This window comes from Thioalkalivibrio thiocyanoxidans ARh2, assembly GCF_000385215.1.
Lineage (GTDB): Bacteria > Pseudomonadota > Gammaproteobacteria > Ectothiorhodospirales > Ectothiorhodospiraceae > Thioalkalivibrio > Thioalkalivibrio thiocyanoxidans.
Map to the genome: position 1 here is coordinate 61,034 of NZ_ARQK01000048.1, position 14,115 is coordinate 75,148.

The window sequence follows — 14,115 nt, forward strand, 5'->3', positions numbered from 1 at the left end:
AACCCTAGAGGTGGCGCGGCCCGGTCTCCGGCCTTGCCTGGGTCGAGACTCTGATCTATGGATGAAGCGGGAGCGGTACGCCGGTCATGTCCGGCAAACGAAGAGGGTCAGACGATGAGCGAAACGGGTTCGGAACTGCGAAATGAATGGGTTACGAAGGTGTCGGCCGTGTTTGAACGCGATCGGTGGATTGATCTGCACAAGTATCCGATCAAGGTGCGCGTGCGCGATGACCGCCTTGTGCTGGAAGGGACGGTCGCGGATGTCGCCGCGAAGCGCCGGGCCGGGGTTCTGGCACGTGAAGTCGTCGGCGATTCCGCCCGGATCGAGGATCGGCTGCGCCGTGACGTCGGGGAACGGATGGGGGATCGGCAGTTGCGCGACGAACTGGTGAGGCGCCTGGCGGCGGATTCGGTATTTGCTCGGTACTCGCTTCGGACCCACACGGGTACAAAATTCGACACGGTGCAGGACGCAGGACCCGACAGCTATCAGATCGAGGTCTATACGGAGGAGGGCGTCGTGACCCTGAACGGGGTGGTCGAGAGTCTGTCGCATCGACGGCTGGCGGAATGCCTGGCCTGGAGAGTGCACGGTTGCGAGGCAGTGGATAACCAGCTGGAAGTGCTGCCCCCACAGGGGGATTCCGACGACGAGATCACGGATGCCCTGCGCATTGCACTGGAAGAGGATCCGGCCGTGCACACGGAACAGCTGCGATTGTCCACGGCCGGCGGGGTCGTGACGCTGGACGGGCTCGTGACGACGGCCTCCGAGAAGAAGGCGGCCGTTCTGGATGCCTGGTGCATCGACGGCGTACGCGACGTCACGAGCCGGATCGAGGTGCGCCCGTAATTCACGGCCTGCTGGGCCCTCGACCGGGTGGGTGCACGACGGTCTGGGCGAGGACAGCGGGGCGAGCAGCGTCCTGCCGGCCGGATGGGTGCGGCATGACGGCGTCGCGTCAGTCCGTCAGCGTGGTCCGACTCCGGGTTTTCTCGATCACGGTGGGTGAATCTTCACGCGTGAGCGTGCCCATGAATCCGCGAGGCGACGAAGACAGGCGCGAAGGGGGCACCCACGTTTCTTGGTTAATTCGAGGTCGTGCACCGCAGGGGAAAGTGGATGCTCTGGGACGGGTTACTTCTGCTGGGGCTGCTGGCTGGGGTGCTGGGCGTGCGGTGGCTGGCCTTGTGGGTGGCCCGGTTTGGCTGGGGCTTGAGTATCCGGCTGTACGAGCGGGCGGGACAGACTGCGCAGGATGAACGCGTGCGGTCTGTGGTGGCCGCTGCGCGATCGCGGCTTCCGGGTTTGACGTACTGGGTGGAGGCCCGGCTCACCCCGCGCCGTTTTCCCGGTCTGCCGTTGACGCTGGTCGTGATTTCGGCGGTGTATCTGCTGGGACTGTTCGCCGGACTGATCGAGGAACTGGTCGAGGCCGATGAGCTGGTGCGTCTGGATACGGCCGTGAATGCGATGCTGGCGCCGCTTCGTACGGACGCCACCGTGGCTGCGTTCGCCTGGCTTACGGGGCTGGGTGGATCGGTCGCGCTGACGGCGGTTGTAGTGGTGACGACGGCACTCGTCTGGGGCCTTCGGCACGCCTACATGATCCCGGGGTTGTGGACGACGCTGATCGGATCCCAGATCACCATTTATTTGATGAAGTTGGTGCTGGACCGCGAACGCCCCGAATTTCTGTTCGATATCGCCGCGACGTCACCGTCGTTCCCCAGCGGGCATGCGGCCGGGGCGATGGCGGTTTACGGATTTGTGGCCTATATCGTCGCGCGCCACCTGGTGACGGCGCGTCAGCGTTTCGAGCTGGTCTACTGGACGGTGGTGCTTGTGGCCATGATCGGGTTCAGCCGCATGCTGCTGACTCTCCATTACCTCAGTGATGTCGTCGCGGGTTTTGTGGTGGGTGCGTTCTGGTTGCTGGTCGGTTTTGCGATGGCCGAGCAGCTGCGCCTGCGCCAGCACACGGGGAACGGGCATGCATGAGCGAGGAGGCAAGTGGTGAGATGCCGCAAGCAGGTGCGTGACGAAGGCTCAAGGGGCTCCGGGGATTTTCGGGTACGCTGAGCTTTCCGACGCGGGACGGACCCATGGAAACGAGTGCACCAAGGCGATATCCCCGGCTGTGGCTTGGATTGCTGCTGTTCCTAGCAGGGATGGTCGGCGTGGTGGCCCTCGGGGTCACGGTGGTGCCGCAGCTGATGGACGGGAATGGGGCCGTTCCCCCTTTGTGGGTCGTGTTGCTGGCTGGTGTTGTGCAGGGCGCGGCCGTTGTTGCGTTCGCGGTGTGGTTGGGCCTTTTGCTCGGTCCGCAGGTGGGCCTGCATGCCCCGGGGTTCGAGGCGGTGGCATTGAATCGGTCGGTTCTGGCGGCTCTGCGGCCCCAGCTCCTGCCCGGACTCATGGCCGGCGGGGTGGCGGGTATCGGCTTGTTTGCGATCGGCGGTTACGCCTCGCCGGTGGCTCTTGCCGGGGTCGAGCCTCAGTTCACTGTGCCACTGCTCGCACGCGTGCTCTACGGGGGGATTACGGAAGAGTTGCTCTTGCGATGGGGTGCCATGACCCTGCTCGTCTGGCTGGCGTGGCGATTTCTGCAACGGCGGCAGGATGCACCTCGCGCGGGATATGTGTGGCTCGCCATCGTTGCGAGCGCACTGCTGTTCGGGGCAGGGCACCTTCCCGCCGTTGCGGTGCATCTCGATACCTGGACACCTGAGGTCGTGCTGTTCGTGATGGGGGCGAATGGTGTCTTCGGCGTTCTGTTCGGTTATCTGTTCTGGCGATACGGTCTGGAAGCGGCAATGATTGCGCACGCCCTTACCCACGCGGTGGCCTGGTCCGCTGATGGGATCGTGACCTAGCAGCAAGGTTTGGGCGGCTGGAGTCGGCGTGCCTGTCGCCTTCGAGGTCGCGCGGAGCCAATGGCAGGGTCTGGCCACGGGCGTACGCAAGAGCCGGTTACTCCCCGGCATAACTTTGGGCCGAAGCTCAGTCACCGTGGGGAGACTTCGGTGGCGGGTCGTTTGTGTCTTGAGCCGGCGTTCCCTCCTCGCCTTCGTTCTGGGGCAGCGACCGCGGGTCGAGATGGTGGATCACCGGGGTGGTGCGGGTGAGAGTGCGGAAGGGCTCTCGGGCCTCGGCCGTGTCGCGCCTGAGCAGCAATGCGATCAGTGCGACCAGCGCGCCGATGGTGGCCATGTAGGCCAGCAGCCCGGGCCCGCCCAGCCAGGCGATGGCCCACCCGCCGAGGATTGGGCCCGTGACGGCCCCCAGGCCCCAGAGGAAGAGCAGGGCCGCGGTCACGGCCACGAAGTCGTTGGGCTCGAGGACATCGTTGGCGTGGGAGACGGCCAGCGGGTAAAGGGTGAACGCGAGCCCGCCGAACACCGCTGCAAGCGTGAGTACGGCCCAGAGCGGGACCGCGCCGATGGTGGCGACGAGCGTGAGCGATACCAGTGCCACGCCCCCACCGACCACAATCATCAGCGTCCGGCGGCCGAAGCGATCCGAGAAGTAGCCGATCGGCCACTGGAGCGCCACTCCACCGAGAATCAGGGTGGTCATGACCAGCGATACCCCGGCGATGTCGAGGCCCATGCGCAGGGCGAAGACTGGCGTCAGCGTGAAGGCGGCGCCGCTGACCAGTCCGGCGGCGACGCAGACCATTGCCGCCAGGGGCGAGGCGGTCACGACCTGGCGCAATTTCATGCGTTTGTGGGCGGGGGTGTCCTGGGGCATCCCTGTGCGTGTCAGAGCCACTGGCACCAGGCAGAGGGCAAACAGTACTGCAACGACCATGAAGAGTTCGGTGCTGACGGGTTCGTAGAGGTTGAGCAGGGGCTGGCCCGCGGCCAGCCCCAGGTAGGCGACAAACTGGTAGACCGAAAAGACTCGACCGCGCGTCCGGTTCTCCGTGCGGGCATGGAGCCAGCTCTCGACTACCAGGTAGGCGCCTGCGATACAGAACCCGATCACCACACGCAGGGCGAACCAGGCCCAGACGTCAACATGGAGGCCCACGAGGAGGATCGCGACGGTGGCGATAGCCGCGAAGATCGCGAAGGCGCGGATGTGGCCGGTGCGCCGTATTACCCAGTCGCCTTGCTGGGCTCCGATGACCAGCCCGATGTAGTAGGCGGACATGATGAGCCCCTTGAGCTGGGGGTCGATGGCCTCGAGGCTGAGGCGCGTGCTGACCAGCGTCCCCATCAGTCCGCTGCCCATCACCAGGATGGTGACGGAGGCGAGCAGGGCGACGATGGGGATGAGCAGGCGGGCCAACGCGTCGGGTCTCGGCGGACGGGCGATACCGGCAGTTTGTGCCAGCGGCGTGCCGACCGACAAGTGGCGTTGTGTCCAAGGGCGACGCAAACCAGAGGGATGACCGCCGGGCAGGTGAACAACCCACGTCTGAGCTATCTTCAGGCTGGGCGGCCTGTCGGCAGGCACGGTAGATTCGGGCGGAAGAGTGTAGATAACTGGACACCCAGCTTTGTCTGCGCGTGCGACCTCGTGACGTTCGACGAAAGGGGCGTGCTGGTGTCAGCCGGCTCTTTGCCCTCCGCTGGATCCCGCCCGGGAGGGGCCGGAGAATGGTCGATGCAATTCGCCACGGCAACGTTCCCCCAGTCATTGAGCGCATCCTCGAACACGCGCTGCGGGACCTGGTCGGGCTGCGGGGGGTGCGACACGCCGTTCTCGGGGTTGAGCCGGGGGATGGTTCGTACCGCTGGGTTGGCGCCGCCGGTATCGCGGATCCTTCGGGTGCGCCGATGACGCCGGGAACGCCCTATTGCCTGGCCAGCGTGACGAAGCTCTACATCGGGGCCGCGGTCCTGCGCCTCCAGGAACAGGGTCGGCTGGCCATCGACGATCCCCTGACCGATCACCTGCCCGACGGTCGGGTCGCCGGACTCCATCGGCGCCGTGGCGTGGACAGGACGGCCGAGCTGACCCTGCGTCACCTCTTGGGCCATGCCTCCGGGTTGCCCGAGTATCTGGTCGAGGCGCCGCGGGGGCAGCAGGCGCTGCTGGACCGGGTCGTCGAGGGCGATCTGAGCTGGACTCTGTCGGACGTGATGGACTGGGTTCGGGCCGCGCGCGGGGCACACTTCGCTCCACGAGCGTTCGACGGTGGCCGGTATACCGTGCGCTACTCGGATACGAACTTCCAGCTCCTCATGGCGGTGATCGAGGCGGTCACTCGCCAGCCGGTCCACGAAGCGTTCGCCAGCCTGATCTACGAGCCGCTGGGATTGACCCGGACGTGGCACCCCGGCACGCCACCCGAGGTGTCCATGCCCGCCGCAGCCACGCTGTGGGCCGGCGACCAGCCGCTCGACCGGCCGCTGGCGCTGGCTTCTTTTCGGGATCTGTTCAGTACCGCGGAGGAAACGCTCCGATTCCTGCGCGCCCTGATCACCGGACAGCTGTTCGATGATCCGGCTACCGCGCAGTCGATGTGGGGGCACTGGAACCCTCTGGGCTTCACGCTGATCCCCGTGGCCCCGGGCTGGCCCATCGAGTACGGGCTGGCCATGATGCGTTTTCGGACCCCGCGCCTTCTGCGGCCGTTTTTTCCCGTTCCGACACTCATTGGCCATTCAGGGGCCTCCGGCTCCTGGCTTTTCTACGCCCCGGAGCCGGATCTCTACATTACGGGTACAGTCGATCAGTTGAAGGCTCCAGCCGTGCCATTCAAGCAAGTCCCGCGGCTGGTCCAGAAGATTTCGTCTGTTCTCTGAATTCATGAGCGCAGGGTTCGCGGGCAGGGAGGTTCGGGCGGATGGATCACGACGAGCTGCAGGGGTTGATCGGTGAAGTCGCCGACGATTTCGGCATTCCGGGCGTGGCTGCCGGGCTCTGGCACGGGGGCAAGGCTATCTGCGCGAAGAACGGGACATCCATGATTTCTTGCGCTGCGGTCGGAGGACGAGGGGGTGGGCACAAATTGTAGGAGCGTGCTTGCACGCGAAGCCCCCTGCCCGTGTCCGGCATTGGCCGGAGCTTCGCCTGCAAACAGGCTTGTATGTTTACTCGTGGCAGGCCTAGAAAGGGTCTGTCGGGGCGGAGGGACGAGACCGGGCTGAAGTGAACCAGGCTCCGTGTGGCCCGTGGACCTACCCGCTGGCGCCGCGTGCGGACTGGATGGGAGACGTGGCCTGCCAACGGAAAGCTGGGCATGTTTTTTTCCACTCGCGGGGGGCATGCCGAGCCTGGTACCCGGAGGGGAATGTCTGGACCCGAACGCGAATTCGAGGACCACGATAGTGCGACTGCGCAGTACAAACGCGCGTAAAAGCAATGGGGTATCGAGGTCCGGTCGCGTCCTGAGTCCTGGCTCACGGACTGCCCGGTACCGTTAACCGAGCCATCCGCATGCATTAGAGTCTGGGGCCGCGAAATGACAATCCGGTGCCCGGTGGGGCCAAGACGGGAGTTAGATAATGGATCTTCGAGAGGGGCGTCGCAGGGCCGTGCGTATGGAAGCCGAGGTGCAGACGTTGGCCGGCGACTCTGAGTGCAGAGCAAGCGGCCGGGTCCGCGATGTCAGCCTTAGCGGGTTGTATCTGGAACTGACGGATATGGAATACACGAATCATCCGACCCCGGAGGCGCAGGGGTCGTGGGCGCAGCAGTGCGAGTTTCTGGCCATCCAGCACGGGTCGCTGGTGCTGCGGCCGTTGTACCGATCCCTGACCGCCTCGATCGGTGAAGAGGCACTCGAAGGGATGCAGGCCCCGGGCGAGAACGCCGAGCCGGTGGCTCAGGCCCGGTTCCTGGTCAACCTCCTGGGGGAGGAGGATGCGCTGCGGGCCATCGAGGGCGCGGTCCGCGAACACGCACAGGTGCTCAAGGCCTCCCTAAAGGCGCATCTTCGTTCGGCGGAGGATGCAGGAGCGACGCAGCGCCAGGCGGGTCGAGGAAGAATAGGACACGCATGATTTCTGGACGCGGTCGCGGGCTAGCGCCCCGGGGCTCCACCCCCGCCCGCGCCAGGATCTCGCGGGCGGTCACTCCAGCCGGCGGATGCCGAGGGCGCGCATCATGTACTTCTCGTACACCGGCTCCGAGGTCCCCTTCTTCATCTTGCGGATGAAGTACTTCTCGAAGGCGATCTTGGCCAGGTGGACCCACCTGCCGGCGGCAAACCAGTTCACGTCGCGCGGGGGCATCTGCGGCAGCGCCACGAAGGCCGCGCCACGGTCGCCCATGTCGGCCAGACAGATCGCGTGCCACGAGCCCTTGTAGTTGGCCTCTTTCCCTTCGAGCTCGGCCGCGATGTTGTGCACGATCGCGGTGACCATGGATTCGATCATGTAGCCCGTCTTCGGCGCACCGGTCGGCACCGGCGTCGCCTCCACCGGCGGAATCGCGACACAGACCCCGGCGGCGAAGATGTTGTGGTAGGTCGGGCTGCGCTGGTAGTCGTCGATCTCCACCATGCCCTTGGCGTTGCACAGCCCCTCGGTCCGCGCCACCGCATCCACGCCGCCAAAGGCGGGCAGCGTCATCGAATGACGAAACGGGAGCTCGTGGCTGCGCGCGACATTGCCGTCGTCGTCGAGCTGCTCGACGAACATGCGGCCTTCCTCGACCCGCGTGGTGCGTGCATTGGTGATCCATTTGATGTCATGGGAACGCAGCTCTGACTCCAGCATGCCGCGCGAGTCGCCCACGCCGGAGAGGCCCAGGTGGCCGATCCAGGGCTCGGAGGTGACGAAGGTGATCGGCACCTTGCTGCGCAGCTTGCGCTTGCGCACGGCCTTGTCGAGGATGAAGGCGTACTCGTAGGCGGGGCCGAAACAACTGGCTCCCTGGAACGCGCCAATGACCACCGGCCCGGGGTTCTCCAGCAGGCGCTCGAAGTCCTCGTGCGCCCGCTCGGCGTGGTCCACGGTGCACACGGAATGGGTAAAACCGCCTTCCGGACCCGCTTCCCGGCTCCGTTTCGCCGGGCTTGGCGGAATCCAGTCCGCCGATCTTGGGGGGCGGCGCACGAATCGCGGCGGATTTGGCAAGTTATCGAGGGTCGGCAGCCGGGGCTGTTGGAGGCTTGGAAAGAGGTTCTGTGGCCACGAACGCGGATGAGCGTGTTGCGTCGATGGATCTCACCGAGCATGGTCTGATGGATGGCCGTCGAACGCCCGAACCTTAAGTCCTCAACACCCCAGCGCTAATGGCAGACACTCGCTACGTCACCGCAAACCGTCTGACCGAGGAGTCGAAGGCGATCCAGAGGCGCGGGCGCAACCTGGTGCTGCTCCTGGGGCTGCCGGTGGCACTCGGTGGGTTCTTCGTGCATCCGCTGGTGGGGCTGATCACGCTGGCGGGGGTGGTCGCGCTGGTGGGCCTGGTGGGCGGCAGCGCGGTCATCGAGGCGGGTGCGCGGGGCGAAGATGCGGCGCTGGAGTACCTGGCGGAGCTTCCCGACTCGTTCACGGTCTTCAACCAGGTGGATTTGCCGGATGAACGCTCGCGTACCGGTGTGGCGGAGGCGGATCTGGTGGTGGCGGGGCCGGAGGCGCTGTTCGTGATCGAGGTGAAGCACAACAGCGGGGCCATCGACTGCGACGAGCAGGCTTCGCAATGGACGGTGAGCAAGACCGGGCGGCGCGGCAGCCGCTACACCAAGCAGATGCGCAACCCGGTGCGGCAGGTGAAGAAGCAGGTGTGGCTGCTGAGCGGGTACCTGAAGGGCCGCAAGGCCAAGCGCTGGATCCAGCCGATCGTGCTATTCACGCACCCGGAGGTGTCGCTGGGGCGTGCGGGCGAGCTGTCGGTGCCGGTGCTGACGGGGCCGGAGCTGGTGGAGTATATCCGCCGCTTCCGCCCCGAGCGCCCGCGCCCGGTGAAGGAGAACACGGTTCGGGCCATCGCGGCGCTGAAGGGCTGAAGGCGGGGGCGTGCCCCGGACAGGGCCGGCCGGTCCCGCGCGAGGAAAGAAGAAGGAGGAAGAGGACACCCATGATTTCTTGGCTGTTCTCGCTGCCGGTTCTGGTAGCCCGCTATTAAGAAGGGGACACCCATGGTTTTCGGTACCCATGGTTTTCAGGTAGCCGCTGCTTGCTCAGGGCACGGCCCGGACCCCGATGACCTGCTGATGCATCCTCCCGGGGCTGTCCCGTTCGGGGCCAGGCCCGATTGCCTCCACGTGCGGGAGGGGCGGGCCTTTACGCCGTGTTTTCCAGGCGTTTGGAGAAACGGGTGCCTACGTTTCGGGCATCACGTTGGTCGCGCTCGGGCCCTTTGGGCCTTGTTCTACCTCGTAGGAGACTTTCTGTCCCTCGGCGAGGGTCTTGAATCCACTGCCCTGGATATTGCTGTGGTGCACGAATACGTCCTTGGAGCCATCCGAGGGGGTAATGAAACCGAAGCCCTTGTCGTCACTGAACCATTTCACGGTACCGGTAGCCATTCTGTCCTGCTCCTTGCGATTGGCGTCGATGCGGACAGGCCCTTCCGGCCGAGTCCGTCGACAGGCTGCTGCGATGCGCTGCAGTGTCTGGCGGCAGTCCCTGTGTCGCGAGAATAGGGCGAGGGCCTGCCAGTCAGCGCGACTGCTGGCGCGGGGCATCGGGCGCGATGTCGCCCTTGCTTGCTTTATAGCAGTTCGCTCGGGAATCGGGGCGATTACGCCTGGATTCGGAACGCCTGCGCAGTCGAATAAAAAGGAAAAGAGGACACCCATGATTTGTTTCGTTTCCGCTGCGCGGCACGGTGCTGTTCCCGATGTCCGCCGGGCCGTGCTCGGCCGGGCGCAAGGGATCGATCGAGACAAGAAGAGGACATCGACGACCCTCTCCCTGGTCTGTCCCAGGCAGTGAACATGGGGGGCAGGATCACACTCGCCCGGACCGGCACTGAAGCGCGCCATCGTCTACATTGGAAACATGATGACGAGGCACGAATGCCTCCCTCCCATGTGTTCGGGGTACCGAGGGATAAAGAGATGATTGGGTCGTTTCTGATCTCTCCGTTCTCGTTTGCATGCGTCTGTCAGGCGGGTGTTCCCTCGGATGCGGTCTATGGTTCCGCAATCCCATGAAGCTCAAAGCCCTGGCCCTGGATTACGATGGGACGATCGCCGAGGACGGACGGTTGAACCCTGCCGTGCGCGGGGCGCTGGAGCGCGCGCGTTCGGCTGGCCTGGTGGTGTTGATCGTTACGGGGCGGATTATTGGTGAGCTGCGGCATTTAGCTGGCGATCTGACCTTCGCCGAAGCGGTCGTCGGTGAGAACGGCGCAGTAATCACCTTTCCCCGGAGCGGGCGCTCGACGGCCTTGCACGAACCGCCGCCGCCGGCGTTTCTCGATGGATTGAGTGAGCGCGGCGTCGAGTTCAAGTGCGGCGAGGTGGTGGTGGAGGCCGACGCGTCGGCTGCCCCCGAGGCCCTGGAACTGATCCGGCGGCTCGAGCTACCGCTGGCGATCCTGTTCAATCGCGGGCGCATGATGATACTGCCCCAGGCGATCAGCAAGGCCACGGGATTTGCGGTCGCCCTTGAGGCCTTTCGCCTCTCTCCTCATAACGTCCTGGCGATCGGCGACGCGGAGAACGATCATGAGTTGCTTCGCAGCGCCGAGGTCGGAGTGGCGGTCGAGTGGGGCAGTGCCGGGCTCCAGTCGACCGCCGACGAGGTGTTGCCGGGCGAAGGGCCGGCCGCGGTGGCCGACTACATCGATGCAATTCTGGAGGGGCCGGACACGCTGCGCTCGGGCTATCCCCGTCGAAGGCTGGTGTTGGGGACGACGCGTGGCGGCAATGACGTGTCGCTGGCGGTGTCGGGTCGGAACGTGGTCATCAGCGGAGATCCGAGATCCGGAAAGTCATGGGTGGCCGGTCTAGTGTGTGAGCAGTTGATCCTGCATGGCTACAGTCTGTGCATCGTTGACCCTGAAGGCGATTATGCCGGCCTGGAGGGGCTGCCCCGGGTGCTGATGACCGGCGGCGATGATCCGCCGCCCAAGCCGCATGAGCTGACGCGGTTGCTGCGGTATCCGGACCGCAGCGTCATCCTTAACCTGTCGCAGCTTTCTCATCTGGAAAAGCTCGATTACCTCAGAGACATTCTTCCGGAGATCACAGTGGTCCGCCACAGTACGGGGCTGCCGCATCGGGTACTGGTCGACGAGGCGCATTATTTCCTTTGCGACCCGCATGCCATGTCGCTGCTGGACGTGGGCGCGGGAGGCTGCACGATGGTGACCTATCGGGCATCACAGCTGCACCCCGATGTCCTGCAGGTGGCCGACGTCATGCTGGTCTCGAGGGCGACCGATCCTGAGGAAGTGGCCGCCCTGGCAAGGGCCGCCCGGGTATCGGTGGATCTGGATGAATGGAAGAGCCTCCTGGCGGGATTGGCGGTCAATGAGGTCGCCCTCTTGCCGGGGCCAGAGGAGGCCGAAGGCCGGCTGCGGATCATGCGTCTCGCCGAGCGCCTGACACCCCACGTCCGCCATCGCATGAAGTACATCGATGTCCCGGTGGCCGAGCATCACGCGTTTGTGTTTTCGAAAGACGGCCACCCTTTGGGCCAGCGCGCCCATACGCTCAAGGAGTTTGTGGACACGCTGGCGTGGATGGAACCCAAGCGGTTCCATGGCCACCTGCAGCACCGTGACTTTTCGAACTGGATCGAGGGGGTGTTCGGAGATCGGACTCTGGCTGCCCGAATCCGCCAGCTGGAGGGCGCCTATCGGGCGGGACGCATAGCCGACATCAATCAAGCCATCATCGAGGCCGTCCAGTCGCGCTATGCATTCAGCCATGAGGCTTAAGGAAACACTGATGATCCTCTCCGACGTTCTCGCGGGTCCGACCCCTAGGGGCGAGATGACTGACCATCGTTCCAACGGAGATCGTGACCGGGAGGACCAGGAGGACCGGGACCCGGGACACCCCGGCGGGGACGATCGCGACTCGGAAGACCGCGACCGGGAAGACCGAGGCTCGCCCGAGCCGCCGCGCGGGGAGCGACCCGGCGACTCGCCTGGCGGCATGCCACCGCGTCGCGGCCCCGACCTCGGTCCCGGCCCGGGTGGGCGCGAACCGGACGGGCCGGGCGACAAGGGTGGGCGGCCACAGTGGCTGTTCGTGCTGTGGATCGCGATCAGCGTACTGGTGCTGTTCCAGCTCCTGACGCTGGTGCAGGAGCCGGACCGAGCGGAACTCACCTACAGCGAGTTCGTGCGCGCGGTGGACCAGGGTCAGGTGCACGAGGTGAAGATGCGCGGCCACGAGGTGCAGGGCACGCTGACTGTGGTCGGGCGCCAGGACCTGGGCATCGACGATCCCGGGCACTTCCGTACCTTCACCCCGGAGCTGACCGGCGAGGAGCTGCTGCGCAAGCTGGAAGACCGCGGGGTGGAGATCTCGGCTGAGGCCGCGGACCCGCCATGGTGGCAGGCACTGCTGGTGGGTTTTCTCCCTTTGCTGCTGTTGCTTGGACTGCTGGTGTGGTTCTGGTTTCGCATGCAACAACGGGCGATGTCTGGTGTGGGCGGCGGCCCGCTGCAGTTCGGCAAGTCCATCGCGCGGCGGGTGGAGCCGCAGAAGAGTCGCGTGCGCATGGACGACGTGGCCGGCTGCGACAACGCCAAGCGCGAGGTGCAGGAGGTGATCGACTTCCTCAAGGAGCCGGACCGCTTCAAGGACCTGGGGGCGACCATCCCGCGCGGCATCCTGATGATGGGGCCCCCGGGCACCGGCAAGACGCTGATGGCGCGCGCGGTGGCCGGGGAGGCCGGGGTGCCGTTCTTCACCGTGACCGGGTCGGAGTTCATCGAGATGTTCGTCGGCGTCGGCGCCTCGCGCGTGCGCGATCTGTTCCGCCAGGCCAAGGAGAACGCGCCGTCAGTGATCTTCATCGACGAGCTGGATGCGATCGGCCGCTCGCGCGGGGCCGGCGTCGGCGGCGGACACGACGAGCGCGAGCAGACCCTGAACCAGATCCTGTCGGAGATGGACGGCTTCGAGCACGAGGAGTCGGTGGTGGTGCTGGCCGCCACCAACCGCCCGGACGTGCTGGATGCCGCGTTGCTGCGCCCCGGGCGTTTCGACCGCAAGATCACCCTGGAAAACCCGCACCGCGAGGCGCGCCGGTCGATTCTCGGCGTGCATACCCGGAAGGTGCCGCTGGCGGACGACGTCGATCTCGACCAGGTTGCTGCCTCGACCATCGGCTTTTCCGGCGCGGAGCTTGCCAACCTGGTGAACGAGGCGGCGCTGTTAGCGGGGCGGCGCCGGCTGAAGCAGGTGGATCGCGCCTGTTTCTTCGATGCTCGCGACCGCATCATGCTCGGCGAGAAGCGCGAGGACAAGATGTCCGAGCGCGAGCGCCACGTAATCGCCTATCACGAATCCGGGCATGCGCTGCTGGCGTATCTGCTGCCCAACGCCGACACCCTGGAGAAGGTCACGGTAATCCCGCGCGGGTTCGCCCTGGGCGTGACCTCGCAGGTGCCGGACGAGGAACGCCACACCTACAACGAGTCCTACCTGCGCGACAGGATCGGCGTGATGTTCGGCGGGCGGCTGGCGGAGTCGCTAGTGTTCGGCGAGGTCAGCAGCGGGGCGGAGAACGACCTGCGCCAGGCGACCCAGCTGGCGCGGCGGATGGTGGCGCACTGGGGCATGAGCAAGCGCGTCGGGCCGGTGTCGCTGCCGCAGAGCGAGGAGCATGTGTTCCTCGGGCGTGAGATCGCGCGCCCGCGCGAACACAGCGAGACCACCGCGGCGTTGATTGACGAAGAGGTGCGCGACCTGCTGGAGGAGATTGAGGGCAACGCCCGCGCCACGCTGGAACATCACCGCGACGCCCTGGATGCCCTCGCCCGCGCGCTGGAAGAGCGCGAGACCCTGACCCGCGAGGAGATCGAGGCGATCGTCGACCAGTACGGGCCGGGGCGGCCCGCAGCCGAAAAGTCCGGCAACACCGGAGCTTCTGGCACCCCCTAAAACGAAGAAACCCGCGAAGAAGAGGACACCCATGATTCCTTGACGGTTCAAGATCCGTTCTGACGCCGCGCCAGCAGGTCCATCATCGCGCGCACAAGCTGCCACTGGCCGATGAATCCCACGCCGTGCGGGTCGAT

General features: G+C 65.7%; 11 protein-coding genes and 2 pseudogenes. 10 read left to right on the forward strand and 3 right to left on the reverse strand.

What is annotated here, in order from left to right; genetic code table 11:
- The first annotated feature begins 114 nt into the window (after positions 1-114).
- From G372_RS0106520 to G372_RS0106530, 3 genes are all read left to right on the forward strand, one after another.
- Positions 115-855: a BON domain-containing protein gene (locus G372_RS0106520; RefSeq protein WP_018863981.1), complete on the forward strand. Its 741-nt coding sequence runs from the start codon at positions 115-117 to the stop codon at positions 853-855.
- Between the two features lie 270 nt (positions 856-1,125).
- Positions 1,126-2,004 (forward strand): phosphatase PAP2 family protein, encoded by an 879-nt coding sequence (locus tag G372_RS0106525; RefSeq protein ID WP_018863980.1) that lies wholly within the window; start codon positions 1,126-1,128, stop codon positions 2,002-2,004.
- Between the two features lie 104 nt (positions 2,005-2,108).
- Positions 2,109-2,879 (forward strand): CPBP family intramembrane glutamic endopeptidase, encoded by a 771-nt coding sequence (locus G372_RS0106530; RefSeq protein ID WP_196800070.1) that lies wholly within the window; start codon positions 2,109-2,111, stop codon positions 2,877-2,879.
- Between the two features lie 127 nt (positions 2,880-3,006).
- Here the strand turns inward: G372_RS0106530 and G372_RS0106535 are convergent, their stop codons facing one another.
- Positions 3,007-4,299, reverse strand: a complete 1,293-nt coding sequence (locus G372_RS0106535) for an MFS transporter (RefSeq protein ID WP_018863978.1) — start codon at positions 4,297-4,299, stop codon at positions 3,007-3,009.
- Between the two features lie 311 nt (positions 4,300-4,610).
- On the opposite strand from G372_RS0106535, the gene G372_RS0106540 reads away from it, so the two are divergent.
- The 3 genes and pseudogenes from G372_RS0106540 to G372_RS14450 all read left to right on the forward strand — a co-directional run.
- Positions 4,611-5,762 (forward strand): serine hydrolase domain-containing protein, encoded by a 1,152-nt coding sequence (locus G372_RS0106540; protein WP_019623368.1) that lies wholly within the window; start codon positions 4,611-4,613, stop codon positions 5,760-5,762.
- Positions 5,763-5,803: 41 nt separating this feature from the next.
- Positions 5,804-5,974, forward strand: coding sequence for a hypothetical protein (locus G372_RS14335; protein ID WP_018863976.1), 171 nt, complete (start codon positions 5,804-5,806; stop codon positions 5,972-5,974).
- Between the two features lie 490 nt (positions 5,975-6,464).
- Positions 6,465-6,602 (forward strand): annotated as a pseudogene (locus G372_RS14450) (PilZ domain-containing protein); the annotation flags it as partial.
- A 429-nt stretch (positions 6,603-7,031) separates the two neighbouring features.
- Here the strand turns inward: G372_RS14450 and G372_RS13535 are convergent.
- Positions 7,032-7,916, reverse strand: a complete 885-nt coding sequence (locus G372_RS13535) for an NAD(P)/FAD-dependent oxidoreductase (RefSeq protein WP_019623367.1) — start codon at positions 7,914-7,916, stop codon at positions 7,032-7,034.
- Between the two features lie 173 nt (positions 7,917-8,089).
- Between G372_RS13535 and G372_RS14455 the strand changes: the two are divergent.
- A pseudogene (locus G372_RS14455) lies at positions 8,090-8,173 on the forward strand (DUF2442 domain-containing protein); the annotation flags it as partial.
- Positions 8,174-8,197: 24 nt separating this feature from the next.
- Positions 8,198-8,914, forward strand: coding sequence for a nuclease-related domain-containing protein (locus G372_RS0106560; protein WP_019623366.1), 717 nt, complete (start codon positions 8,198-8,200; stop codon positions 8,912-8,914).
- Positions 8,915-9,229: 315 nt separating this feature from the next.
- On the opposite strand, the gene G372_RS0106565 is transcribed toward G372_RS0106560, so the two are convergent.
- A complete protein-coding gene (locus tag G372_RS0106565; protein ID WP_018863972.1) occupies positions 9,230-9,436 on the reverse strand; it encodes a cold-shock protein in 207 nt (68 codons plus the stop codon).
- Between the two features lie 626 nt (positions 9,437-10,062).
- On the opposite strand from G372_RS0106565, the gene G372_RS0106570 reads away from it, so the two are divergent.
- Together G372_RS0106570 and ftsH are read left to right on the forward strand one after the other, a co-directional pair.
- Complete coding sequence (locus tag G372_RS0106570) at positions 10,063-11,799, forward strand: HAD hydrolase family protein (protein WP_019623365.1); 1,737 nt, start codon at positions 10,063-10,065, stop codon at positions 11,797-11,799.
- A gap of 55 nt (positions 11,800-11,854) precedes the next feature.
- Positions 11,855-13,978, forward strand: coding sequence for an ATP-dependent zinc metalloprotease FtsH (gene ftsH, locus G372_RS0106575; RefSeq protein ID WP_026340291.1), 2,124 nt, complete (start codon positions 11,855-11,857; stop codon positions 13,976-13,978).
- The last annotated feature ends 137 nt before the right edge of the window (positions 13,979-14,115 follow it).